Origin of the sequence: Mucilaginibacter pocheonensis (assembly GCF_031456535.1) — a bacterium.
Taxonomy (GTDB): domain Bacteria; phylum Bacteroidota; class Bacteroidia; order Sphingobacteriales; family Sphingobacteriaceae; genus Mucilaginibacter; species Mucilaginibacter pocheonensis.
This window is the reverse complement of record NZ_JAVDUU010000002.1, coordinates 1,248,955-1,273,506: the sequence shown is the minus strand read 5'-3', so window position 1 is coordinate 1,273,506 and position 24,552 is coordinate 1,248,955. Positions and strand designations below refer to the sequence as shown.

22 protein-coding genes are annotated in these 24,552 nt (G+C 39.9%); 9 read left to right on the top strand and 13 right to left on the bottom strand.

Annotated features, from left to right (window positions below; translation table 11 throughout):
- Window positions 1–74 precede the first annotated feature (74 nt).
- Window positions 75–1,802: a glycoside hydrolase family 3 protein gene (locus J2W55_RS12515; RefSeq protein ID WP_310096158.1), complete on the bottom strand. Its 1,728-nt coding sequence runs from the start codon at window positions 1,800–1,802 to the stop codon at window positions 75–77.
- 192 nt (window positions 1,803–1,994) lie between these two features.
- On the opposite strand from J2W55_RS12515, the gene J2W55_RS12510 reads away from it, so the two are divergent.
- Window positions 1,995–2,675 (top strand): porin family protein, encoded by a 681-nt coding sequence (locus J2W55_RS12510; protein ID WP_310096156.1) that lies wholly within the window; start codon window positions 1,995–1,997, stop codon window positions 2,673–2,675.
- Between the two features lie 42 nt (window positions 2,676–2,717).
- Here J2W55_RS12510 and J2W55_RS12505 read toward each other — a convergent pair whose 3' ends face one another.
- On the bottom strand, window positions 2,718–3,782 hold the full coding sequence (locus tag J2W55_RS12505) for a hypothetical protein (RefSeq protein ID WP_310096155.1): 1,065 nt from the start codon (window positions 3,780–3,782) through the stop codon (window positions 2,718–2,720).
- A gap of 173 nt (window positions 3,783–3,955) precedes the next feature.
- Here J2W55_RS12505 and J2W55_RS12500 point away from each other — a divergent pair, with 173 nt between their 5' ends.
- Window positions 3,956–4,858, top strand: coding sequence for a glycosyltransferase (locus J2W55_RS12500; protein WP_310096153.1), 903 nt, complete (start codon window positions 3,956–3,958; stop codon window positions 4,856–4,858).
- Window positions 4,859–4,967: 109 nt separating this feature from the next.
- On the opposite strand, the gene J2W55_RS12495 is transcribed toward J2W55_RS12500, so the two are convergent.
- The 5 genes from J2W55_RS12495 to J2W55_RS12475 all read right to left on the bottom strand — a co-directional run bounded on the left by J2W55_RS12495 (window position 4,968) and on the right by J2W55_RS12475 (window position 10,735).
- The gene (locus J2W55_RS12495; protein WP_310096151.1) at window positions 4,968–6,836 is read right to left on the bottom strand and encodes an ABC transporter ATP-binding protein; all 1,869 of its coding nucleotides are present in this window, start codon (window positions 6,834–6,836) and stop codon (window positions 4,968–4,970) included.
- A gap of 131 nt (window positions 6,837–6,967) precedes the next feature.
- Window positions 6,968–7,882 carry a glycosyltransferase family 2 protein gene (locus J2W55_RS12490; RefSeq protein ID WP_310096149.1) on the bottom strand — a complete coding sequence of 305 codons (915 nt, stop codon included), beginning with the start codon at window positions 7,880–7,882 and terminating at the stop codon, window positions 6,968–6,970.
- Between the two features lie 35 nt (window positions 7,883–7,917).
- A complete protein-coding gene (locus tag J2W55_RS12485) occupies window positions 7,918–8,736 on the bottom strand; it encodes a glycosyltransferase family 2 protein (RefSeq protein WP_310096147.1) in 819 nt (272 codons plus the stop codon).
- Window positions 8,733–9,731: a glycosyltransferase family 2 protein gene (locus J2W55_RS12480; RefSeq protein ID WP_310096144.1), complete on the bottom strand. Its 999-nt coding sequence runs from the start codon at window positions 9,729–9,731 to the stop codon at window positions 8,733–8,735. The genes J2W55_RS12485 and J2W55_RS12480 overlap by 4 nt, the downstream gene beginning before the upstream one ends.
- A gap of 8 nt (window positions 9,732–9,739) precedes the next feature.
- Window positions 9,740–10,735, bottom strand: coding sequence for a glycosyltransferase family 9 protein (locus tag J2W55_RS12475; RefSeq protein ID WP_310096143.1), 996 nt, complete (start codon window positions 10,733–10,735; stop codon window positions 9,740–9,742).
- Between the two features lie 117 nt (window positions 10,736–10,852).
- Between J2W55_RS12475 and meaB the strand changes: the two genes are divergently transcribed.
- Entirely contained in the window at window positions 10,853–11,746 is an 894-nt protein-coding gene (meaB, locus tag J2W55_RS12470; RefSeq protein WP_310096141.1) for a methylmalonyl Co-A mutase-associated GTPase MeaB, read from the top strand.
- 55 nt (window positions 11,747–11,801) lie between these two features.
- On the opposite strand, the gene J2W55_RS12465 is transcribed toward meaB, so the two are convergent.
- On the bottom strand, window positions 11,802–13,091 hold the full coding sequence (locus J2W55_RS12465) for an aminopeptidase P N-terminal domain-containing protein (protein ID WP_310096139.1): 1,290 nt from the start codon (window positions 13,089–13,091) through the stop codon (window positions 11,802–11,804).
- Between the two features lie 138 nt (window positions 13,092–13,229).
- Between J2W55_RS12465 and J2W55_RS12460 the strand changes: the two genes are divergently transcribed.
- A complete protein-coding gene (locus J2W55_RS12460) occupies window positions 13,230–14,609 on the top strand; it encodes an OmpA family protein (protein ID WP_310096137.1) in 1,380 nt (459 codons plus the stop codon).
- Window positions 14,610–15,291: 682 nt separating this feature from the next.
- Here J2W55_RS12460 and J2W55_RS12455 read toward each other — a convergent pair.
- The gene (locus tag J2W55_RS12455; RefSeq protein ID WP_310096135.1) at window positions 15,292–15,501 is read right to left on the bottom strand and encodes a hypothetical protein; all 210 of its coding nucleotides are present in this window, start codon (window positions 15,499–15,501) and stop codon (window positions 15,292–15,294) included.
- A gap of 238 nt (window positions 15,502–15,739) precedes the next feature.
- Between J2W55_RS12455 and J2W55_RS12450 the strand changes: the two genes are divergently transcribed.
- The 4 genes from J2W55_RS12450 to J2W55_RS12435 all read left to right on the top strand — a co-directional run bounded on the left by J2W55_RS12450 (window position 15,740) and on the right by J2W55_RS12435 (window position 20,053).
- A complete protein-coding gene (locus J2W55_RS12450; protein ID WP_310096133.1) occupies window positions 15,740–16,792 on the top strand; it encodes a sensor histidine kinase in 1,053 nt (350 codons plus the stop codon).
- A gap of 15 nt (window positions 16,793–16,807) precedes the next feature.
- Window positions 16,808–18,142 (top strand): 3-keto-disaccharide hydrolase, encoded by a 1,335-nt coding sequence (locus J2W55_RS12445; protein ID WP_310096131.1) that lies wholly within the window; start codon window positions 16,808–16,810, stop codon window positions 18,140–18,142.
- Window positions 18,143–18,182: 40 nt separating this feature from the next.
- Window positions 18,183–18,908, top strand: coding sequence for a LytR/AlgR family response regulator transcription factor (locus tag J2W55_RS12440; protein ID WP_310096129.1), 726 nt, complete (start codon window positions 18,183–18,185; stop codon window positions 18,906–18,908).
- 131 nt (window positions 18,909–19,039) lie between these two features.
- Window positions 19,040–20,053, top strand: a complete 1,014-nt coding sequence (locus J2W55_RS12435; protein WP_310096126.1) for a methyltransferase — start codon at window positions 19,040–19,042, stop codon at window positions 20,051–20,053.
- 104 nt (window positions 20,054–20,157) lie between these two features.
- Here J2W55_RS12435 and J2W55_RS12430 read toward each other — a convergent pair whose 3' ends face one another.
- The gene (locus J2W55_RS12430; protein WP_310096124.1) at window positions 20,158–21,921 is read right to left on the bottom strand and encodes an ABC transporter ATP-binding protein; all 1,764 of its coding nucleotides are present in this window, start codon (window positions 21,919–21,921) and stop codon (window positions 20,158–20,160) included.
- 72 nt (window positions 21,922–21,993) lie between these two features.
- A complete protein-coding gene (gene frr, locus J2W55_RS12425) occupies window positions 21,994–22,557 on the bottom strand; it encodes a ribosome recycling factor (protein ID WP_310096122.1) in 564 nt (187 codons plus the stop codon).
- Window positions 22,558–22,765: 208 nt separating this feature from the next.
- Here frr and J2W55_RS12420 point away from each other — a divergent pair, with 208 nt between their 5' ends.
- Window positions 22,766–23,140 (top strand): hypothetical protein, encoded by a 375-nt coding sequence (locus tag J2W55_RS12420; protein ID WP_310096119.1) that lies wholly within the window; start codon window positions 22,766–22,768, stop codon window positions 23,138–23,140.
- Window positions 23,141–23,148: 8 nt separating this feature from the next.
- On the opposite strand, the gene cdaA is transcribed toward J2W55_RS12420, so the two are convergent.
- Both cdaA and J2W55_RS12410 read right to left on the bottom strand, forming a co-directional pair.
- Complete coding sequence (gene cdaA / locus J2W55_RS12415; RefSeq protein ID WP_310096117.1) at window positions 23,149–23,940, bottom strand: diadenylate cyclase CdaA; 792 nt, start codon at window positions 23,938–23,940, stop codon at window positions 23,149–23,151.
- Window positions 23,941–24,031: 91 nt separating this feature from the next.
- Complete coding sequence (locus tag J2W55_RS12410; protein WP_310096116.1) at window positions 24,032–24,514, bottom strand: group II truncated hemoglobin; 483 nt, start codon at window positions 24,512–24,514, stop codon at window positions 24,032–24,034.
- Window positions 24,515–24,552 lie beyond the last annotated feature (38 nt).

The window sequence follows — 24,552 nt, the reverse complement described above, 5'->3', positions numbered from 1 at the left end:
AAGATAGCAAATACCCCCTCAAAATCTCTCCTTGAGGGAGAGCCTTTTATACGTTCCTGAAGTATGCCCGGGGGTTACTGCAAGCCTATCCCCGTCCCTGTAGGGAAAAATACATTGACACTTACCGGCAATTTACCCGTTGGTTTTAAAGTCCCTGTGATCACTTTAGCTGCCGACTTTTGCAACTCCGGGTTCATCTGGTAGCATACCATTAAGGCATTGCTTTTTTCAATGCCCGGTAAACCCGCTATGGTGTAAGCGTTGGCAAAAACACTCATGATGGTATTTTTCCGTGAGGCCAGATCGGCTATCATTAACCGCACGTCGCTGCTGTAATCAAGTTTGCTCTGCGGGCGCAGGCGGGTATCATGTACGCCCACAATTATCTGGCTGTACTGCTTTAACCAGTTAGTTATATTCCTTACCTCAATGGCCGGGGCATTTTTAGCTACTATAAATAGCCTGCAATTAGGAAAGTTTTTGGCCAGCTCCTGCTGAAAAACCGTATGCGTGTCAACACCAATGCTTACTATGGCGGTTTTTACAAACGGGTTTAATTTTAACGATGCGGAGCTGCCTTTTAATAAGGTTACAGCCGCATCACTTAACTGCTGAACCAGATCTTTAGCTGCCTGGCTGTTCAAATCCTGACTTAAATTAACAGGTGAAATCTGCGGCCTGCGGCTAAGCCCCGCCCAGTATTTGGCAGCCAGCACTTTTTTTACCCGTGTTTTAAATTCCTCCTGGCTGATGAGGCCTTTGCGTACCGCCTTACGGATAAGCTTAATGGCCCTGTCGGAGTTTTCTGATAGTTCAATAATATCATTACCGGCTAAAAAGGCTTTCACATCAGCTTCGCCATTGGGGAAGTACTTGGTAACACCTTTCATCTCCATAGCATCAGACACCACCAGGCCCTTAAACCTTAGTGAGTCTTTTAAAACGCCTGTAATAATGGGGCGGGATAATGTTGAAGGCAAATGTTTGGTGCTGTCAAGCGCGGGTATGTTCATATGCGCTATCATTACCCCGCTTATACCGGCGTTAATGGCTTCGCGGAAAGGGTATTCTTCGAGCGAGTCCAGGCGCGCGCGGCTGTATGGAAGCAGCGGCAGGTCAAAGTGTGAATCGACATTGGTATCGCCATGACCCGGAAAGTGCTTGGCTGTAGTTAGTAAACCAGCATCCTGCATCCCCTTAAAATAAGCGATGCCCTTTTTGGCTACATTATACATATTATCGCCAAAGGAGCGATAATTGATCACCGGATTGTTGGGGTTGTTATTCACATCCATATCGGGCCCAAGGTTTATGTGCATGCCCAGGCGCTTAAAATCATAAGCCACCTGCTGCCCCATTTTGTAAATGAGGTTATTATCTTGTATGGCCCCAAGCGTCATTTGGTAGGGATATGATGTGGTTGAATCCAGGCGCATGCCAAGTCCCCATTCGCCATCCATTGATACCAGTAACGGAACCTGGGCCAGCTTCTGATATTTATTGGTAAGATTTGCCTGCCTGCCCGGGCCGCCCTGAAAAAAAACCAATCCGCCAATTTGCTGGTCTTTGATCACCTTGCCTACAGAATCTTCATAAACCTTGCCTTTGTTGGTTTGTGCCCGAATAAAAAGCAGCTGCGCTACTTTGTGCTTGCGGCTTAAGCTTTTATAAACAGAATCAACCCAGCGGTTTTGGGTGTTCAGGCTTTGTATATAGCTTTCTTTTTGTGCAAAAGCGCTAAGAGCAATAAAATTAAGTGAAATAATTAAGGTGAGGCAGAACCCCTTATTTAATTTTAACATAGCCAAATGTAGTGTAAATGTATACTTTACCTGGATGCAGGAGGCCAAATATTATAAAAATTAAACAGCTAATAAACCTTTGCGTTAATTTTTACTCTATGGATATAAACAAACTAATCATGAAAAATCATGAGCCGGCATAAATGAAACGCTTATGATTGTTTCGCTATCCTTAAAAAAAAAATTAAAAAAATGAAAAAATTTATCTTTTTGGCGATATGCTTATTTGCGGTTGGCACTGCAAGTGCCCAAAGTTATTATGATGGTCCGCGCCACAGGCCGCCACGCCGTTATGTAAGGCATGAAAGGCCAAGGCAGTATGATGATTTTAATCAAGTAAAAGTAGGCCTTACCGCTGGCTTAAATCTTTCAAACACTATTGATGCTTATGATTCGCGCTTTAGCTCAGGAACAATAGCGGGTTTAAATGCCGGGCTTACCGTGGAGGTGCCGCTGGCATATCCTGTATCATTTGCCCCTGAGTTATTGTTTTCGCAAAAGGGATTTAAGGCTTATACCGATTATGGCAAATTTACCCAGCGCACCAATTACATTGACGTGCCATTGCTGGTTAAGTTCAGGCTTGCCCGTGGGTTTGGCCTTTTATTAGGACCACAGCTTACTTTTTTAACCTCTACCAAAAATACATATGAAACCGGTTTTAACACCAGTTATGAAGAACGTTATAATGACCATGTGGGCGACCAGAGCTATGTTGCCGGTGTGGTAGGTATAAGCGTTGACCTGAACCGGAATGTGGAACTGAGAGGAAGGTATAATATTGATTTTTCAAGAAATACATCAGATAACTCAGACCTGCCCGATTACCGCAACCAGGTTTGGCAAATAGGATTAGGATTTAAGTTTCAGTAAAAAGGATAAAAAAACATCCGGGGGTAGACCCCGGATGTTTTTTTATCTTATCACCTTTATAAATATCTTTTTTATATCGGCTGTAAATTCCTCCTCTTCATGATAAAGAGCCTCACGATAAGGTTTAAAATCGATTACCAGTTCATCATAGCGTGTAAGACATTCGTTAATGCGCTGAATAATTACAGGAATTTGGTCCCTGCTTTTTTCAAACCTGTACTTGTCAGGAATTGGCATATCTTCCTGATAAGCAGCAGAACCGCTTTTGCCAACTATCAGGCAGCATCTCATAATACAGGCCTCGCGCGGCATCCGCTCCTTACCCGGGTGATACCCAAAGTCGATATATAATTTAGCGCTGTTCATTACATGAGCCACCTGCACGGGTGTCATATCCTTTACAGGCACCCAATTTAATTTAGGAGTAAGTTGCATGATCTCATCCAAAAACTCGTCATTTTTTTGGGGGTTGTAAATGATCATGTCATGTTTTGGGGACGCGTCGTTCACAAGATCAAAAAAAGCACTGTTCATATAATCAGATATACGCCCTATTGGCTTAATATTTTTGGAGAGCAGGTGAACTTTTGAGAAATAGGAATGACTGATATGTACAATATTTTTTTGCCTTTTAAGCCATCTAAGCGGCGTTAAACCCAAACCGCCAAAATACTGTCGAAGCTTAGAAAATCTCTCATCTTTAACACTTTCTGCCAGGTTTTTTTGCGTAATGTAATAGTTGACCACGCTTAACCACCAGATCACTTTCCTGATGAGTTTTAAGTTTTCATCAAAGATGGGCAGCAGGTGCGTTTCGGGTAATATTATAATATGTTCAGCCCGGCTTTCAAGCGTATCTGCTTGCGGCACATTATATTTCTTATAATTCTCATGAACAAGTGCAGATGCTAATTGCTTGTCAGATGTAAAATAATAATACATAAAGGCGTTAAAACCCAACATTTTTAAATGCGCCCCTAACTGGTGTAACGCCTCGGGGCCGCCGGTTGCAGATGCAGCCGGGCAAAATATGTATATCTTTGTAACCGGGTAACAGCTTAGCGTTCCCGGGTGTGGTTTCAAAAATTTATTGATTAGTTTTTTCACGAATTAGCGTTTAAATATAAACGTTTTGATCAAATGAATACAACTTGCAAAATATAGCGACCATACGTTTATAACATGGCACAACGTTTAAATAGGAATGATTTTTGTGCCTAAAACATCATCTTTGTGATTGTTTTAACACATCTGCTATTTTTTACTTTACATTTTACTTAATGATCTCTATTATTATTTCATCTGCCAATAGCGCTTTTTTACAACAAGTAAGTGAAAATGTTGCGGCAACAATTGGCGTACCCTTCGAAATAATTGCTACTGATAATAGTAACGGCGAACAGGGCATTTGCGCTGTTTATAATAAAGGCATGTTAAAGGCCCGGTATGATATTTTATGTTTTATGCATGAGGACATACTTATTAAAACCAATAACTGGGGCCAGGTAATAGTTTCATTATTTAAAAACGACCCTCAATTAGGTTTAGTGGGTGTTGCGGGCAGCAGCTATAAACCATTAACACCATCAGGCTGGGGCGGAATGGGTGTAAATACAACGTATGTTAATATTATACAGTCATTTAAACACAAGAAGAAAGAATCAAAACATATTTACCGCAATCCTAATAACGAACGCATTTCAAAAGTGGCCTGTGTTGATGGCGTATGGATGTGCACAACCAAAAGTGTAATGAAGGAAATTATGTTTGATGAGATCACCTTTAAAGGCTTTCACGGATACGATCTGGATTTTTCTTTATCTGTAGGTCAGAAATATAAGGTGGCTGTTACTTTTGAGATACTGCTTGACCATTTTTCTGAAGGTGTTTATGATAAAACCTGGATGAGAGAAAGTTTGATATTTCATAATAAATGGCACCGGCATTTGCCTATAAATGTTGAAACCCTTACACCGAAGCAAATTATTTATATTGAAAAAAGCACCTTTAAAAACTTCATTGATCAGTTGATCGGATTTAAATACCCTATGGCTATAGCTTTCCGGATACTGTGGATGAATAAAAAATATTTACAGCTTAACGTCAAATTGTTTCTTAAGTTAAAGTTCTATATTCTAAAAAAGTATTTGACCGCGAATACAAGTCCCGCTTTAACAGATTAAATCTTATTATCCATAAGATCGCTAAACGGCCTGCAAAACGGGTTTCAAGTGCCATTTAGGCTTTGTTAAATGAAGTATTTTACCTGCTTCTTTTTACGTTTGAACCCTTCTAATCCACATTAAAGGTTTGCATATCTATCAGTTTTTTATAGATACCATTATTTTGAAGTAATTCCTGATGGTTGCCCTGTTCAACAACCGTCCCTTTTTCCAATACAAGAATAATATCGGCATTTTGTATGGTACTTAAACGATGTGCAATAATTAATGAAGTACGGTTTTTCATCAAATTGTTCAACGCGTCCTGAACCAGTTTCTCTGATTCTGTATCCAAAGCCGATGTAGCCTCGTCAAGCAGCATAATGGGCGGGTTGTTTAACACTGCCCTTGCAATACAAATCCTTTGTCGTTGCCCCCCCGATAGCTTGGTACCCCTGTCGCCGGTATTGGTTTGGTAACCTTTATCAGTTTCCATAATAAAATTATGAGCGTTGGCTATACGAGCGGCGGCTTCAACCTCCTCTTGCGTTACCCCGGTTTTACCAAAGGCGATATTGTTAAATATGGTATCGTTAAACAATATTGATTCCTGGTTCACAATCCCCATCAGCGCCCTTAATGATTCCATGGTAACTGATTGAATGTCCTTGTCATCAATACATATTGAGCCCAATTGCGGTTCAATAAAGCGGGGCAGCAGATCCATCAGGGTTGATTTACCGCCACCCGAAGGACCAACAAGCGCCACTGTTTTACCTTTTGGAATAACCAGGTTAAGGTTATTTAATACATATTTATCTGCTTCAACGCTACTGGTCCCGCCTTCATTTAAAACAGGTTTGTTCTTATAGGCAAACGACACATTTTCAAACCGCACGCTTTTTGTAAAGTCTTTGATTGTTTCGGCATTGGGAGCATTCGTTATCAATGGCTTTTCATCAATAAGCGCCAGTACCCGCTCGCCTGCGGCAATGCCTGAATGTATATTGCTGAACGAATCGGATATGGCTTTTGCCGGGCGCATTACCTGCGAGAATAATGCAATATATACAATAAAATTCTCGGCAGTTAATGTACCGGTATGATTAATAACCAGTGAACCACCGTATAATACGATACCGGCTACCATTAAAACACCCAAAAATTCAGATACCGGCGAGGCCATTTGCTGCCTTTTGGCCATTGAACGGGTGATCTTTGAATATTTTTGATTTTCCTGATCAAACCTGTTCTTTATAAAAGATACAGCATTGAATGCTTTTATAATTTTTATGCCTGACAATGCTTCGTCAAGATAACTAATCATATTGCCATACGTTTGCTGCGACTCGGCCGCCTGCTCCTTTAGACGTTTAACTATCCTTGAAATAATGAATGCCGAAATCGGTATAATAAGCATAGAAAACAAGGTGAGTTTAACAGACAACGCAAACAAGGCTATCAAATAAGCTATTAATTGAAAAGGTTCTTTAAAAGCTACCTGCAATGTTCCAGTTACTGAAAACTGCACTACCTGTACATCGGCCGCAATTTTTGAAATGATATCGCCTTTACGCTCATTGCTAAAATAACCCAGGTGCAGGTTCATTACGTTGTTAAATACAGTCCGTCTTAAATTTAATAAGGTATATATCCGCAAACTTTCCATTATACGCTGCGAAAAATATCTGAACAAATTACTCAGCAATACCGAAACAACAATAGCTACACATACAAATTTTAACGCCCCTAAAGCTCCGTATTGCTGATTTGCCAAATGGGCATAGTAGTTAAAATTTTCTAAAAGGTTTAGCCAATGCTCGGGCTTTTTTAATACCTGATGCGCGGGCGCCGGATCAAAAATTGTTTTTAGCAAGGGGGCCAGCAGGGCCAGGTTGAGCGTATTAAATATAACCGAAAATATGGTACATATAAGATATGGAAAAGCAAATTTCCCTATTGGTCTGGCAAAAGAAAGAAGTCTGAAATAAATCTTCATCTATATCTGTAATTATAAAAGATGCAAAGCTAATAGTAATTAGTATATTACCGGTAACATAACTTATAACTCAATAGTTATGGTACACGGGCCGGTCAATTTATTCTATCCGGCAAATAAATTATTACCAATTATTCTCTAACTCGTCTGGTATATTTCAGAACAAATAAAAGCCGGGATATTCCCTTCCTTTTTTTAAGTTCAGGAAATAGTTCTAAATAATGGCGGTAAAGGATTATTATAAGCTTAATGTTGTAATATGGGTAATCTATTTGTTTATATTCATTTGTTAAATCCTGTATAAACTTTCTATGCTCATCTTTTAAATTTTTATAATTTAAACAGCACGTCAGCATATTTTTGTTTAGGCTATAGTGTAACCTCCTTAAACTTTCCTGATCGTCCTGCAAACTTTTTTGAATTACAGACTGATCATGTATGCGGTATTTTGTTAGTACTTTATCCAAATAAGTTAATTTGTGATGATAAATAGCAACAAAACCCATCCACCTGTCATAATATCCAGTTGGGGGAAAAGGTAAAACATACTTTAAAAAATCCCTGGAAATTAAACTTGTATGGCCTGTAACAAAATTGCCTAAAAGCAGGTTCTTATAATTTCCGTTTTCAAACGAAAAATTGTTCAATAGCTTTTTATCTATTTCAGCACCGTTGGCATTTATATAAACAGAATTAGAAAAAACCATCCAATTGTCTTTGATATTATCCAATAAATCCTGAATTTTTGTATCAAGCCAAATATCGTCCTGATCACTTATTGCAATAAAATCGCCCGTGGTTAAATTTATTGCTTGTTCAAAATTTTTATTGAATCCTAAATTACTTTCATTCCGAAAACACTTTATCCTCGGATCAGCCGCTGCATATTCAGAGGCTATTGAAAAAGTTTTATCAGTTGAGCAATCATCAACAATTATGATCTCTAAATTTTCATATACCTGATTAATAATGCTTTCTAATTGCTCTTTTAAATATTTTTCGCCGTTATAGGTACAAAGCGCAACAGATACTAATGTTTGTTTCATGTATTGATGATAAACGTCAGGAAAGCATTATATAATTAAGCTTTACTCAATTTAGTTTTTATTTCTTCAGCTGTTTTAATAACCCTTCTGAACACGCGGGTGTTAAAAAGCCAGTTTTTAATTTTTGAACCTGATAAATAGAATTTAACTATAGTGGTATTTACATAACGCCCCTTCATAAACAGGGTGTATTTTCTTTTTACCAGCACAAATGTTTCTTTAAAAGATTGGTCAACATTACCGGCGCTTTTATGAATAAGCAAAAAGTCAATTACATAAGCCGAGTATCCTAATAGCCTGGCCACCATACACAGGTCCAATCCATATAAATGATAGCCGCCTATATTGCCTGAAAGAGCAAGGTTAGCGCTATTTTTAACCAGCATAAAGTTTTCGTCGAGACTGCCAACCTGTTGCGGCAATTGTCCTTTTATATCAACAAAGCCATCGGGATAGGCTATTTTTATAGCCAAACGGTTGTATAGCCTGTCGGCAGCACCCGCGTTGCCCAAAACAGCCCAGTTAGGATCAATTACAGTGATCTCAGCAATCCGTTGTTCAAGCTGCAGCCTGCTATTTTCGCCAATAAGTTCAATATCCTGATGGCATAAAATCACATATTCGCCACTTGCATTTTGCAGAAGAGAATTGAGCCCCTGATAAGCATCCATTTGATTGGTGACGCTGTTATCAACAATCAAATATTCGCAAATATCTTCTGTAAAGCCGCCTTTTATAAAGGAGCTTAACATCTCCAGATATTGCTCTTTACGGGTAACCAGGGTGCATACAGAGTATTTGTATTTATAAACCGGCTTTTCAATTTGCCTAATAAATTCCGGTAGCACGGTCATTTTTTATCGGTTTTAAAAGTTTGATCAAGCGTTTTAATAATACTTTTCTTAACAGTTATAAAAGGTATATATTGCTGTTTTGCAACAGCTGTTTTTATAAAACGCTGTTTAGTATTGCGCATTGCAGGTATTTTTTTTATAAATAGGCTATATGCTTTGTAATAATACATTTTACCGCTTATCCACCTAACCAGCAATGATAAAAATGTAATAACGCTCCACAAATATAAGCGTATGCCCTGCAGATGAAAATAATGCAGCAACAGCTTATTGCGTGTACTTATAATTTTGACAGTGTTTTTTGAGCTGTGCGCTTTTATAGTTGCCGATACCGCGTGCCAGCATACAGCGCTGCGTTCATAATAACACTTCCACCCACTTTCCCACGCCCTTAAGGAGAGGTCAAGGTCTTCGTGATAAAATGGTGAAAATATTTCGTTAAAGCCACCCAGTTCTGATAACTTTTGCCGGTTTACCAAAGCATTGGCTCCGCTTAAATAATAACTGTATACGGGCGTACCGTGGCCATCAATATCCAGGTTTTTCAGGTGATTGATCTTGAATAAAGAGTTGCGCGGATATTTGCAGGCTTCAACCATTTTATCAGTTGCTTCATCAAGAACAAGGCCCATTACACCAAAGGTATCGGCATCGGTAAAATATTTAAGCTGGCCAGTAAAATAATCTTCGCTAAGCTTAATGTCGCTATTTAAGAGTAAAACGAGCTCCAGGCTGGCTGCTGCTATACCTTTATTAATATTTACAGAAAATCCTTTGTTTTCGTCGCTCCTGATCAATATAATCCCGGGATAATTTTTCAAAATAAAATCGGCACTATCATCAGTTGAAGCGTCATCAGATACAATAACCTCATAAGAACATCCAGTCCTTTCAAGGGCAGCAAATACAAATGGCAGGTTTTTAGCCAACAGGTTTTTACCGTTATAATTAGGTATTACAACAGATATGCCGGTATTATTACTGGTAATTTGCATCAGATAAGTTATTTAGTCCACGCGTTAATTTTAGCGGCAACCGTATCAATAGTAATACTATTTAAATTATCTGCAACGCTTTCCACATAACCAGCCCGTTTACCTAAAGGCGCCCACCTGCCCGGGTGTATGGGCCTTTGTGCCGGAAACAAACCAAGCGTGTTGATGCCTGCTGCAGCAGCTATATGCAATGGTCCGGTTCCCGATGCCAGCAGGCCATCCGCGTTAAAAATAAATGCTATCAGTTCGGGCAGTGTCATTTTGCCACTCATATCAATTACATGCGGCGGCAGCGTTTTTATCCACTCGCTCAATAACAGTTTTTCTTTTTCGGATCCGGTGATGATGATATTGAATTTACCCGGTGATAGCTTATCAATGAGCCCGGCAAAATTGTTAAGCCCCCATTCCATACCGCTGCCATGTGATTTTGGATGAAAAATCAGGTTAAATTTATCTTTGGACAAAATATTTAACAATGATGCCGGCAGTGATATAATACGCTCAAAACTATAGTGCTTAATTATTTGGTTTGGTGAAGGGACATTGGTTAATCCCAATGGTTTTAATAAAATAAGATTGAGCTGGGCTTCATGCAAGTCTGACTTTTTACGGCTAAGCTTAACCAGTTTATTACAGGTAAACCAATGGTATAGCCTGTTTGTGGTGCCTATTCTTAGCCTGATGCCCGCGCTTTTGGCTATAGCCGCCACATGTTTGTTTGGAAAAACGTGAATAATAACGTCAATATTTTTATCCCGAAGATAATTAGCCTGCGCATTTACCGGCAATTTCCTGATATCATCATAGTTTATAAAACTATTAACCGCTGTACAGGTATCTATAACAGGCTGGGTATAGGTGCGCCCTAAAAACGATATCATAGCGCCAGGAATCAGCTCTTTTATAAAAGCGGCCATTGATAATGTTAGCACTACATCGCCTATAGCATCAGTCCTGCTGATTAAAATATGTGATATTTTTGTTTTATCAATACCGGGCATCGTGCTTTTTACATGTAATAACCTGTTACCAAACTAACAGTTGTACAACTGCAATAATAAAGATTAAATTAACTTATGTAACGATAATTTTATTCATTTGTACTTACAAACATTAATGTGGCAACTATTTTTAACCAACCGGCGATAATTAATTGCAGCAACTTTAAACAGGTTGCTCGTGCCTTAACTGTTGTTGAAAATGATTTGGCGGGCGCCAATGAACTGCTGAAAAATTTAAGCTTTGCAGAACACACACCTATTATAGGTATAACCGGGCCACCGGGAGCCGGTAAAAGCACCCTGGTAAATTCATTAATTGACCTGCTTTTAAAGGATGGCAGTAAAATAGCGGTTTTGGCCATCGACCCTACTTCGCCATTTAATTTTGGATCATTGCTTGGCGACCGGATCAGGATGGCATCGCATTTTAACCATCCTGATGTTTTTATACGTTCCCTGGCCACCCGCGGTTCTCTAGGCGGCTTATCGGCCAAAACCATTGAAATGGCAGATGTACTGCGTGCAGCCGGGTTTGATTATGTATTGATTGAAACGGTTGGCGTAGGCCAGTCGGAAGTTGAGATTGCAGGGCTTGCCGATATCACCCTTGTGGTATTGGTGCCCGAGGGAGGTGATGAAATACAGCATATAAAGGCCGGTTTAATGGAAATTGCCGATGCATTTATCATTAACAAAGCCGACAGGGCCGGTGCCGATGTATTTGAAAATAATTTAAAGAAGATAATCGGGCAAAAAAACGGAGAACAACCACCGGTATTTAAAACCATCGCATCAGAGGCAAGTGGTATTGCCGAAGTTGCGGCATTTATCAGGTCATCAGCAAACCTGCAAAATAACCGTCGCGAATTGTTAATGACCGAAAAAGCATACAAACTTATTCAGCAAAAATTAACGCAACACGTTGATAAAAAAAAGCTTTGGCAGGATGTAGCCAAAGCTTTAAGCGATAAAAAGTTCAATCTGTATAGTTTTGTAGATACTTATGTATAGTTTATGATTAATTAACAATTTAATAACTGGCTAAATTGTTTTAACCGCTCAAAAATCAACTATTCATCAATTCCTCAATATGTTCGGCTTCTATAGGTATATGAGCCATCAGGTCGCGGTTACCATCATTTGTAATCAGGATGTTATTCTCGATCCTGATGCCCAAACCTTCTTCCGGTATATAAATCCCGGGTTCGCAGGTTAATATATTACCTACCTCAAATGCTTTATACCGGCTTGCAAAATCATGTACATCCAAACCTAAATGATGTGAGGTGCCGTGCATAAAGTATTTTTTATAAAGCGGAGCCTTAGAGTCCTGTTTTTCAACGTCATGCTTATCCAGCAAACCCAAACCTATCAGCTCGCCCGTCATTATTTTACCCACTTCATCCTGATAGTCATTCAACACGGTTCCGGCAACTATCATTTTAACAGCCTCACGCATTACACGTAAAACCGCATCGTAAACAGCTCGCTGGCGTTTGGTAAAGCGCCCGTTAACCGGTACCGACCGGCTCATATCAGCGTTATAGTTAGCATATTCGGCAGCAAAATCAAAAAGTATCACATCGCCGTCATTACAAACCTGGTTATTATCGGTATAATGCAGCACCACTGCATTTTTGCCCGAGGCGAGTATAGGGTTATAGGCGTGCCCGGTGGCGCGCTGCCTTAAAAACTCATGTGTTATTTCGGCTTCTATTTCATACTCAGCAACACCCGGCTTCAAAAATTTCAGCACCCTTACAAACGCGTCATTTGTAATATCACAGGCTTTTTGGGTCAGCGCTATCTCAATTTCTGATTTTACAACGCGCAGGTCGCGCAATATCAGTGCCGAACGCTCATACTTATGTAAGGGGTATCTTCCTTTTAAAGCTTCGTACATCCTCAAATCGCGGTAAGGTACTTCATGACTGTACCTATCGTTCTCATTAGTATTTATATATATATGTTCGGCATAGTTAATAATACTTTGCAAAGTGGTTTCATATTCTGTAAGCCAGCATATGTTTTCAATACCAGAAGCCGCCCTGGCCTCCTCCTTGGTATATTTATACCCTTCCCAAATAGCTATATGTTCATTGGTTTGTCTTAAAAAAAGTACTTCTCTGTATGCCTTATTAGGACAATCCGGGTATAAAACAAGTATACTTTGCTCCTGATCTATCCCTGTGAGATAAAAAAAATCCGGGTTTTGCTTAAACAAAAAGGCTTGATCGCCACTTCTTGGAAATTCATCATTAGCATGAAAAATGGCGATCGAGTTATGTTTTGTTCTTGAAACGAAATTTTTTCTATTATTTGTAAATAGAATATTTTCAATTGGGGGATATTTCATATTTATCTGCTAATTATCATTTTTTTTTCTTTATTTGTGTAACTATTACAATTTTTGGAACAATGTTTGGTCATGGTTTCAAACATAATTACTAAATTTGAAAAAAATCACAATTAAAATCGTTTAATCTTAAAAACTATGAATTATTCTACATTAAAGAAAACAGTCGCATTGTCATTTGCTTCTTTGATGGTTGTAAGTATGGTGAATGCACAAACAGATTCAACCGCAACAACTACCACAGCAACTACAACGTCGTCTGAAACTACTACTCCCAAGGTATTTGGTGGTTTAGGACAGTACAAAAAATTTAGCATTGGAGTAAACGTTGGTGCAACGTCACCATCAGTTGCGACCGGTGGCTCAAATGACTTTACACACAACAAAGTACAATTAGGTTACGGAATTTCATTCAGAGAGCAACTTGCACATTCATTTGGTTTACAATTGGATTTACGTGGTGGTAAAGTAGCCGGCGATAACAGCAAAGACAATGGCTATGAAAGCCTTTACAGCGCTTCTGAATTTGAAACCAAATTTTGGTCAGGTACTTTAAGCGGTGTAGTAAACGTTGCTACAATTGACTTCTTAAGACGCAAAAATTCAGTGAATTTCTTCGTTACTGCAGGTGCCGGTTTAGCTTTATACACACCTAAAGTTACTTACAAAAACGGTACAGTAGTTGATTGGGATGGCCACGCAGGCGAGCCTGATGGTACAGGAACCAGCAAATTCGTTAAAGAACTGATTATCCCAGTTGGTGCTGGTGTTAAATTCAGACTGAGCGATGCGGTTGCCTTAAACTTAGGCTACACTGAAACATTTGTTGATGGTGATAACTTTGACGGTGTTAAAAGAGGCTACCCTACTAAAGATAAATATGGTTACGGATATGCTGGCTTAGAGTTTACTTTAGGTTCAAAATCAAAACCAAGCTTAGAGTGGGTAAACCCAGTAGCTTTAATGTATGACGAATTGTACGATGCTGCATTACGTCAGGAAGTTGAAGCTTTAAAAGGCCGTGTAACAAATGTTGAAAATGCTGTTAATGATCTGAAAAAAGATTCAGACGGTGACGGTGTTGCTGATCAGTTTGACAAATGCCCAGGTACTGCTGCTGGTAGCGTAGTTGATGGTTCAGGTTGCGTTATCGTATTCCCTAAAGATACTACCGCTGCTGCTCCTGCTGCTACTGCTTACTCAAACATCCAGTTTGAATTTGACAGCTCAGTATTAAGGACTTCATCTTACCCAGTATTAGATGCTACTTCAGCTGACTTAAGGTCATCTGGTAAAGCTGTTGAAGTTGATGGTTACGCTTCATCTGAAGGTACTGCTGCTCACAACATGTCTTTATCAAAAGACCGCGCTAACTCAGTAAAAACTTACTTAGTTAACTCAGGTGTTGATGCTAAAAAAGTTAAAGTAAAAGGTTACGGTGAAACCAACCCAATTGCTGATAACTCAACTGAAGAAGGCCGCGTATTAAACCGTCGCGTTCAATTCAAACAAAAATAATATCAATTAAATATTATTGTGAAGGCTCCGGATAACCCGGAGCCTTCTTTGCTTTTAAAGGTTTTTCTGTCATGGGTTTACCCCCCACTCGTTTTTCATCCAGCCGAATCACTATCTGGATAAACCTATCCCCGATGCCAGGTGTCTGTAAAAAATTCGCAGCCTTTCACAGGCGTAGCAAATCTACATTCCAACTCTTAGCTTGTACCTGCTCGCTTAATAAGCGCTCTATCAGGATAAGCCTGATTGCTGAGATATTGAATGATAAAGGAGAGAGCTGATCACTATATGGGCGGAAGCCTCCAACTCTTTACGTTATCTTGAACGGCAGTTTACAGTAATCATTGTATCTCACATGTATGTCCATACGCTCCGGTCTCTGTAACCAAAGCATCGGTTAATACATTCCATTTGCCGTTAAGATGCTGATAAAATACAGGCGCGCGATGAGCGACTCCATTGGGGATAATATATCGATATGATTTTTTTGAAGATCCTGTTTAAAGACAGACGCCGCCTTGTGGGTTGTTAGCGGGTTTAACAGGAGTTTAGTTTGAAGCAGTGGTTTCCCCGGCGCCGCTTAGGAGCGGGAAAACCACATATACCGCTTTCGGGAACCTGCAATGCTAATGATTAGCTACTTGCCGGTCGTTAAAATTGAAGGATTACGCTTCAATTTGTATTACCATAAATTATTATCCTTCGCTACGGTGCAAACTGTTTTAATTAACGTTACACCTTTATAAAACAACGAAGTGGCATGAACCGAAGTACCAATTAATGATGATTCCTTTTTTTGTTTAAACTGATAGCTTACACCTAATATAAGTGCAAACATTACAGGTATCAGTAACATTACAAAAGGATTCGAATTTTTAATAAGCGTTTTCATTGTGTGTGATTTGATAGAACAAAGAAATACTAAAAATTTAACCTGCTAAAAAGTATTAGACCAACACACTTAGTTTATAGATGAACGGTTAATTTATTAAAATAACCGGTTCATCGATTATAATTACCCGTTCATCGATAAAATAGAATACTACATATAAATGTATCAACACATAACAATCAAAATATTAAATTAGATGCCATTACCTTTTATATAAAGGCAATTAAAAAACAAAAGCATGCAGGCTTTAATTTCGTCAGATAAACAAACCCATATCATAAAAACCGGCTGGCAGATATTTTGGCACTTGTTCTTTTGGTTGGGCATCATATCTCTTTTTATATTCCTGGCACATAGCAATACCAAATTAAGCAACAGGGAACTCATGATCCTGTTCCTGTTATACCCGGCCATTAACATAAGCTTGTTCTACATTAATTTCCTGATATATATTCCCAGGTTTTTGGATAAAAAACGTTACTGGGCATATGCGCTGTTTATTATTGTTACCATTATTGCCTATGGCTTTGGCAAATATGGCGTAGGGTTGCTGTTTAAGGATTATGTGCTGGTGCGTATGAAAGGCGAGGTAATTACATTTGGTTCTTATTTTTTGAGCACGGTTTTTACCAGTCTTATCTTCGTTTTTTTAAGTACCGTGCTTAAATTTACTACCGACTGGTTTTTGAATGAACGTATACAGCATGACCTTGAAAACCAGCGATTGAGCGCTGAGCTGGCATTTCTTAAATCGCAGATAAACCCGCATTTCTTATTTAACTCTTTAAACAGCATTTACTCGCTGGCCTACCAGCGTTCTGAAACCACGCCCGAAGCAATCCTTAAGCTGTCAGAAATTATGCGCTATATGCTGTATGAATGTAATGACAACAAAGTTGACTTGAGCAAGGAGCTGCAATACCTGCATAATTATATCGACCTGCAAAAAATACGCTTTGGAAACAAGGCCTTCATTGATTTTAAGGTCATGGGCAACGTCACCAATCAGCAAATTGTACCGTTATTGCTTATTGCATTTATTGAGAACGCCTTTAAACACGGGGTGGCGAATGACGTAACAACACCTATAAAATTATTGATCAATGTAGATGATTGTAAGCTGCATTTTTACATCCAAAATAAAAAGCATACCCATAACCGCGATCCATCAGGCGGAATAGGGTTAAACAATGTACAAAGAAGGCTCAATTTGCTTTATCCCGAAAAGCACACATTAAATATAAGGGACGAGGTTGATACTTATACTTGTGAATTATCCATAGTTTTATAGTATAAAAGCCAAACCATGAGCCAATTAAAAAATACCTTGCTGATTCTTCTCCTTTCAGCCTGCGGTTATAACTGCTTTGCTCAAAATGACCCGAAACTTACAGAGGTTTGGGATCCCGAACCTGCATTGGTAACGCCCGGTATTGGCAATGGGCCTCCGTCTGATGCTATTGTTTTATTTGACGGTAAAAATCTTGACCAATGGACCAACCAAAAGGGTATGCCACCGGGATGGGTAATTAAAGATGGTGTACTAACGGTTAAGCCTGGCAGCGGGTCAATCATAACCAAAAGGAACTTTGCTGATTGCCAGCTGCATGTAGAATGGCGTTCGCCGGCCATTGTTAAGGGTGAAGGTCAGGAAAGGGGCAACAGCGGTGTTTTGCTCCAAAGCCGTTATGAACTGCAGATATTGGACAGCTATAAAAACCGCACCTACTCAAACGGACAGGCGGGTGCTATCTATAAGCAGCATGTGCCATTGGTTAATGCCTCGCTCAAGCCCGGTGAATGGCAAAAATACGATATATTTTATACTGCCCCACGCTTTAACCTGGACAGTACTATAAAAACACCGGCTTATATTACAGTTGTACACAACGGCATTCTGGTACAAAACCACGTAGAAATAAAGGGAACGGTTGCTCATGTTGGACAGCCCAAATACCAGAAACATCCGTTCACACAGCCTTTAATGCTACAGGAACATGAATTTCCGGTATCATTCCGCAATATTTGGATCAGGGAGATCAACGTACAAAAACTATTTAACGGCAAGGACAAAACAGGCTGGTACACATACCTGGATACCTTGGGTAAAGACAACGATATTCATAACAACTTTGCTGTTGAAAACGGAGCAGTACATGTAATGGGTAAATATTTTGGTTATATGAGCACAAAAAAATCGTATGCCAATTATTACCTCAAAGTTGTATTTAAATGGGGCACCAAACAATATGCCCCCCGCCAAACAGGCAAACGCGACGCGGGAATACTGTATCATTTTGCCGAAACGGAGAAGGACACCGTTTGGCCGAAATCAATAGAATGCCAAGTGCAGGAAGAGGATTGCGGCGATATATGGTGCGTACAACATTCTAACGTAGATTCGCCCAATAAATGGGAAACAGCCTGGGACCAAAAACATATCTTTCGTACAGCAAACTTTGAGAACCCGCGCGGCGAATGGAACACTATTGAAATTATATGCAACGGCAACCAGATAGAGCATTATGTGAACGGTCACCTGGTAAACTGGGGCAAGGCTTCTTTGTCTGAAGGAAAGATACTTCTGCAATCAGAGGGGGCCGAAATATTTTATAAGTCTGTTGAACTTATACCGCTTTAACAGCAGTAAAAAATTAACGATAAACACTTATTTTTACAGCATGATCAGATGTTTGGTAGTTGATGATGAGCCTTTAGCCCTGCATATATTGGAAGATTATATTTCCAAAATGCCTTTTTTGCAGCTGGCTAAAGCCACAACCAATCCCATTGAAGCTTTAACTTTGGTACAAGCTGGCAATGTTGACCTGGTATTTTTAGATGTGCAGATGCCTGAGCTTACCGGCATACAGTTTTTAAAGATAGCCAACGGCAAAGCCAAAGTGATATTAACAACAGCCTATCCGCAGTATGCCCTGGAGGGCTATGAGCTTGACGTGGTTGACTATCTGCTTAAACCTATTGCGTTTGACCGCTTCTTTAAGTCTGTTCAAAAGGCGCAAAGCATTATACAGCCAGTAATTAAACCTCTGCAGCAACCCGAACTGATGCAGCAAGACGATTTTTCGACCGATTTTATCTTTGTTAAAACGGAGCATAAAATACAAAAGGTTTACCTGCACGATATCTTATTTATTGAAGGTTTAAAAGACTACATATCCATATTTACCCCCGCGGAGCGCATCATAACCCTGCAGGGTATGAAAAAGATGGAAGATGCCTTGCCTGAAAGACATTTTGTGCGGGTACACAAATCATACATAGTAGCCCTCAATAAGATAGATAGCATTGAACGCAGCCGCATCCAAATAGGTGATAAGATCATTCCAGTAGGCGATACCTATCGCGATGAGTTTTTCAGGATCATAGAGGATAAGAATATTTAACATCTTAATAGCTCAAATAAACGTGACCTTTACAAAAGTTGGGAAAAGCTGACCATAATGTGTAAAGCCGCATTTAATAAGCAAAACTTATTGTAAATTGCTTTACATATCTCACTATAAAGCAACCGTTTATGACACAAGCCCCTCCGCCCCCGGTGCAATTGATGCAATTGCTTTTTGGTTTTGCAGTATCGCGGGCAATTGGTGTATGTGCAGAATTGTATATCGCCGATCTTTTAAAAGATGGTGCAAAAACAGCGGAAGAATTAGCGCAACGATCACATGTTCATGCCCGTTCTCTTTATAGGGTATTACGGGCCTGTGCGAGCGTAGGTGTTTTTTCAGAGGATGCAGAAAAGAAGTTTTCCCTTACACCCTTAGCAGAACCTTTACGCAGTGATTCGGCAGGCAGTTTACGGGCCTTTGCAGAAATGATCACTACCGATTGGCAATTTCAAACCTGGGCCGAGCTATCGTACAGCGTTAAAACCGGCATGCCTTCTTTTGAAAAAGTACATGGCATGCCTGCTTTTGATTATTTCTGGAGCAATGCGCATGCCGGCAGGGTATTTAATGACGCTATGACGAGCAACAGTGCTTTTTCAAGTGTGGCGGTAGTGACTGGCTACGATTTTTCTTCTATTTCGGTTTTGGCAGATATAGGCGGCGGGCATGGGTTTTTACTGGCATCTATACTGGCTAAATATAACACTGTAAAAGGGGTATTGTACGATATGCCGGCTATTGTTTCTGAAGCCGAAAAGTTAATAAAAACCCATGGCGTATCAGAACGGTGCGAATTGGTAGGCGGTAATTTTTTTGAACGCGTGCCCGTAGGTTGCGATGCCTACATCATGAAACATATTATACATGACTGGGACGATGATCAATGTGTTACTTTGCTTCAAAATTGTCGTAACGCGATGACCGATGGCGGCAAGGTGCTGGTGGTGGAAATGATAGTACCTGAAGGAAACGAACCGTCGCCGGCAAAATTACTTGACCTGCAAATGCTGCAGTATTTACCCGGCTGTGAACGAACAGAACAGGAATACAGGCAACTATTCAATAATGCTGGTCTTGAATTAAACAGGATTATCCCCACAACCTCGCCATTTAGTATTTTGGAGTGCGTAAGTCAATAGTATTAAAAAGGTGGGTAATTAAATCAATTACCCACCTTTTTAGTCCGCACTATGTTTTGAAGATCAGCATGATAGCCAATACCCTTTGCATAGCCTGTAAGGGTTTATTTTATTACTTCTTCAACCGCGTCTTTTTCGCCTATTTGCTGACGCCACATGGCGTAATAAAGGCCTTTCTGACCTATGAGGTCATGATGCTTGCCCGATTCAATGATACGGCCTTTTTCAAGTACATAAATATTGTCGGCATGCATAATGGTCGATAAACGGTGAGCTATCAGAATGGTGATATGATTTTCAAGGTCAGATACATTACGAATGGTTTCGGTTATCTCTTCCTCAGTTATGGAATCAAGTGACGAGGTGGCCTCATCAAACACCAAAATGTCTGGTCTGCGCAGCAATGCCCTGGCAATAGAAAGACGTTGTTTTTCCCCGCCGGATACCTTTACGCCGCCCTCGCCTATCACCGTACTCAGGCCTTTATCGGCGCGGGCCAGCAACGTTTGGCAAGCTGCACGTTGTAAAACGTCCATACATTCCTCATCGGTAGCGTCGGGCCTTACAAACAGCAGGTTCTCGCGTATAGTACCGGAAAACAACTGTGTATCCTGGGTTACAAAACCAATTTTTTCGCGCAGCTGGTCAAGGTCAATATTTTTGCTTAAAATGCCGTTATACAAAATATTACCGTTTAAAGGCTGATACAAGCCGACCAGTAATTTCACCAGCGTTGTTTTACCAGATCCTGACGGCCCTACAAAGGCAATTGTTTCGCCCGTATTTGTTTCAAAGCTAATGTGGTTAAGCGCGTTGCGGTTAGCAGTAAGGTGCTTAAAGCTAACATCACTAAAAGTTAGGGTATTAACTTTTTCAAGCAATACCGGTTTGTCGGGTTTTACATCAATAGGAATGCTCAGTATACGTTTAAAGTTACCCAATGAAACCTCGGCCTCGCGCCATGACAGGATCACATTGCCCAGTTCCTGCAGCGGATTAAATAAGAAGAAAGAATAAAACAGGAAGCTGAAATATTGCCCGGCTGATAAGGAACCTTTAAAAATAAGCAGTAACAATACCACCACCATTACGCTGCGTACAAAGTTTACTGTTGTACCCTGCACAAAGCTCATACTGCGTACATATTTCACCTTTTTAAGTTCAAGGTCAAGTATTTTGTAGGTAGTATTATTTAGCCGTTCAATTTCCTGTTTGGCCAGGCCTAAACTTTTTACCAGTTCAATATTCCGTAACGATTCTGTAGTTGAACCTGCAAGGGCCGTTGTTTCAGACACAATGCGCTTTTGAATGGATTTTATTTTGCGGCTCATGGCCATGCTCACAAATGTAATAATAGGTATAGCTGCAAAATAAACCAGTGTTACCTGGTAGTTAACACTTACCGAATACACTATTACAAACACCATCCCAATAAGGGATACAAACAATATGCCGATGAACGAGGTTATGAACTTTTCGCAATCAAGCCTTACCTTCTGTAAAATGCCTAATGTTTCGCCGCTGCGCTGATCTTCAAAAACCTGGTAAGGTAGTTCTAAAGAGTGTTTCAGGCCATCGGCATACATTTCCGCACCCACTTTTTGTGTAATAATATTGGTAAAATAATCCTGGAAATTCTTGGCGATACGTGATACCATAGCCACGCCAATTGCAGCCCCTATAAGGATCAATACCTGATGCAGGTATTCGTCATAATGAAGGATATTTCGTTTTTCGATAACCCGGTCCACTATGCGGCCGGTTATCCACGGATCGAGCAGTGAAAAGCCAATGTTCATGGCCGCCAGGAAAAGGGCCAGTACAACTATCCACCGGTGCTTTTTTAAATAAGATATTAATATATTCATGTTCAATAACAAAAATAAAAAAAGGGAATGGCTAAGTAGCTCATTCCCTTTTAATTTGACACAACGTTAATATTAGACCGTCATGATATCTTTTTCTTTAGCGTCAGATAACTGATCAACTTTTATAATATAGGCATCAGTTAATTTTTGTATGTCAGCCTCGCCTACTTTTATTTCATCTTCAGATACACCTTCGCTTTTTAATTTCTTGATCTTCTCGTTGGCATCCTTACGAATATTACGAATGGCTATTTTACCGGTTTCGGCCTCCGCTTTGGCTTTTTTAACCAGTTCGCGGCGGCGCTCTTCTGTTAACGGCGGTACGTTGATACGAATAATGATACCGTCATTCTGGGGATTAATACCCAGGTTAGCTTCTTTAATTGCTTTTTCAATAGCTCCAAGTAGTGATTTTTCCCAGGGCTGAACAACAATTGTGCGCGCATCAGGTGTGTTAACACTGCCAACCTGGCTCAACGGAGTTGGGCTGCCATAATAGTCAACCATAACGTCATCCAATAAAGATGGACTTGCTTTACCGGCACGTATTTTATTCAATTCATTATCAGCATGGTCAATGGCTTTGTCCATTAAAGCCTTTGCATCAGTCACTTGTTTTTTAATGAGTTCGCTCATTGGTTTTAATTTTTCACAAAAGTAATAAAATCTATCATTTACTCACTGCCATATAGAGTAATCATATTTAATATTGAGCCAAAAGAGTGTGTTTAGAATATAAAACTATTACCACAGCATATTCTCACGAATACCGCCAATGTTAAATAACAATTTTTAACATCCAGATCAACCAATTATTATTTATATTAGTATAAACCTTGGTGTTATGAAAAAGCTATGGCTATTTATTTTAATCATTGGCGGAGTTACCCAGTTAAAAGCACAGCAATTAACAGTGCCGCCTTTAACAGATAAAAAAGCTGACAATGTCAATTATCAGCCATTTATGAACAATTCAGGTAATAATATATTAATACCTGCACCTGCTATGCCTAAAATCACCAAGCCGCTGATCACCATACCTGGCATAAATAATTTAGCTACGCCTCAAACGATTGACAATATGCCGATAGCCAAATTACGGTCGGCCGATAAAATGCCGGTAATTAAAATCGGTGAGCCCAATACGCGCTACACGATGCTCATAAAAAGATATGGTAAAGCTAACTCTGATTCTTTGTTGAAAGTAGTGCGTCCTTAACTTACAGATCAAAAATCCTTGTTTAGCACTTTTTCCAGCTCGGCGAAGCTGATGTTCATTTTAACACGGCCCTGCTTGGCGTAAGAGAGTTCGCCGGTTTCTTCAGATATAATGATAGCCGTTGCCTCATTTGCTTCTGTTACGCCTATACCGGCGCGGTGGCGCAAACCAAACTGCGCCGGAAGATCAGTTTTTTCGGTAAGCGGTAAAATACAACTGGCCGATTTAATTTTATTTTCAGATATCACCACCGCGCCGTCATGCAGCGGACTGGTTTTTTGAAAGATACTTTCGAGCAGGCGTTTTGATATTTTGGCATCCACAACCTCACAGCTGTTCTGATAAAATTGTTCGTCGTAATACTTGGCAAATACTATTAACGCGCCAGTACGGGTTTGTTTCATGCTTTTACAGGCATCAATAATAGGTTTTATACGGGCATAGTTGTTTTTCTCGACCTCTGTTTTACCAAAAAAATACTGCCACCAAGCCTTATTGCGCTGCAGGGATGCATTTTTACCCACCAGCAGTAAAAAGCGCCGCACCTCCTGTTGAAAAACCACAATAACCGCAATAATGCCTACATCAACAAACTTACCCAGTATCACGGTAAGCAGCTTCATATCTAAAGCCTTTACCACAAAGTTGAGCGCAAATATTACTGCGAAACCTATGAATATATTAGCTGCTATGGTGCCCCTGATGAGGTTGTACAGCTGGTAAATAATAAACGCAACCAATATTACATCAAGAATATCAAAAAAAGTGATCTTTGGAAAGCTGAGGAATATGGATTGCATTTACGAAGTTAATAAGTTTAAGATGAAGTTAACGTTGGATAATATAAGCTCCCGTTTTTTTAAATCGGCATGACTATAAGCAGTGCAAAAATCAGGGAATATAGGGCCCTCCAACTACGCCCCATCCCCATTGCGGCATAGGTACGTCTGTTGGCTCTGTTACCTCGTCTGTTTTTGAGTTTATTACCGCTATACGCGTACCCCACTCCAGGTATGCCATAAAAGCCGACCGAAATTCCGGGTCATCAGGCAATGATAGCTCATCCGCGGTTAGCAGCAGCAATTCCATCCATCGTTTGCGGTGTGCCTCGGTCAAATACTTTTGCAGGTGTTTGCTTATCATAATAAAATGGCTCCCTTCCTGCTCACTGTATATTTTGGGGCCACCTAAAACCTCTGCCACAAAATGTGCCACATGCAAACGATGCTGGTCAGACATGTGTTTAAATACCGGTTCAAGCAAATCGTCGTCAAGTACCTTATCATAAAATTTATCAAACAGGTTCACGAAAGTTTCCATACCTCCGGCCCATTCAAAAAGTGTAGGTACGCCTGGTTTATTTATATTATCCATCCCTGTAGGTTTAATTTACCATAAAGATAGCAGAGTAA

What these genes read in the sequence shown, in the direction of transcription:
- J2W55_RS12515 (WP_310096158.1), bottom strand. Translation starts at nt 1,802, where the DNA reads ATGTTAAAATTAAATAAGGGGTTCTGCCTCACCTTAATTATTTCACTT.
- J2W55_RS12510 (WP_310096156.1), top strand. Translation starts at nt 1,995, where the DNA reads ATGAAAAAATTTATCTTTTTGGCGATATGCTTATTTGCGGTTGGCACT.
- J2W55_RS12500 (WP_310096153.1), top strand. Translation starts at nt 3,956, where the DNA reads ATGATCTCTATTATTATTTCATCTGCCAATAGCGCTTTTTTACAACAA.
- J2W55_RS12495 (WP_310096151.1), bottom strand. Translation starts at nt 6,836, where the DNA reads ATGAAGATTTATTTCAGACTTCTTTCTTTTGCCAGACCAATAGGGAAA.
- J2W55_RS12490 (WP_310096149.1), bottom strand. Translation starts at nt 7,882, where the DNA reads ATGAAACAAACATTAGTATCTGTTGCGCTTTGTACCTATAACGGCGAA.
- J2W55_RS12485 (WP_310096147.1), bottom strand. Translation starts at nt 8,736, where the DNA reads ATGACCGTGCTACCGGAATTTATTAGGCAAATTGAAAAGCCGGTTTAT.
- J2W55_RS12480 (WP_310096144.1), bottom strand. Translation starts at nt 9,731, where the DNA reads ATGCAAATTACCAGTAATAATACCGGCATATCTGTTGTAATACCTAAT.
- J2W55_RS12475 (WP_310096143.1), bottom strand. Translation starts at nt 10,735, where the DNA reads ATGCCCGGTATTGATAAAACAAAAATATCACATATTTTAATCAGCAGG.
- J2W55_RS12465 (WP_310096139.1), bottom strand. Translation starts at nt 13,091, where the DNA reads ATGAAATATCCCCCAATTGAAAATATTCTATTTACAAATAATAGAAAA.
- J2W55_RS12460 (WP_310096137.1), top strand. Translation starts at nt 13,230, where the DNA reads ATGAATTATTCTACATTAAAGAAAACAGTCGCATTGTCATTTGCTTCT.
- J2W55_RS12455 (WP_310096135.1), bottom strand. Translation starts at nt 15,501, where the DNA reads ATGAAAACGCTTATTAAAAATTCGAATCCTTTTGTAATGTTACTGATA.
- J2W55_RS12450 (WP_310096133.1), top strand. Translation starts at nt 15,740, where the DNA reads ATGCAGGCTTTAATTTCGTCAGATAAACAAACCCATATCATAAAAACC.
- J2W55_RS12445 (WP_310096131.1), top strand. Translation starts at nt 16,808, where the DNA reads ATGAGCCAATTAAAAAATACCTTGCTGATTCTTCTCCTTTCAGCCTGC.
- J2W55_RS12440 (WP_310096129.1), top strand. Translation starts at nt 18,183, where the DNA reads ATGATCAGATGTTTGGTAGTTGATGATGAGCCTTTAGCCCTGCATATA.
- J2W55_RS12435 (WP_310096126.1), top strand. Translation starts at nt 19,040, where the DNA reads ATGACACAAGCCCCTCCGCCCCCGGTGCAATTGATGCAATTGCTTTTT.
- J2W55_RS12430 (WP_310096124.1), bottom strand. Translation starts at nt 21,921, where the DNA reads ATGAATATATTAATATCTTATTTAAAAAAGCACCGGTGGATAGTTGTA.
- frr (WP_310096122.1), bottom strand. Translation starts at nt 22,557, where the DNA reads ATGAGCGAACTCATTAAAAAACAAGTGACTGATGCAAAGGCTTTAATG.
- J2W55_RS12420 (WP_310096119.1), top strand. Translation starts at nt 22,766, where the DNA reads ATGAAAAAGCTATGGCTATTTATTTTAATCATTGGCGGAGTTACCCAG.
- cdaA (WP_310096117.1), bottom strand. Translation starts at nt 23,940, where the DNA reads ATGCAATCCATATTCCTCAGCTTTCCAAAGATCACTTTTTTTGATATT.
- J2W55_RS12410 (WP_310096116.1), bottom strand. Translation starts at nt 24,514, where the DNA reads ATGGATAATATAAATAAACCAGGCGTACCTACACTTTTTGAATGGGCC.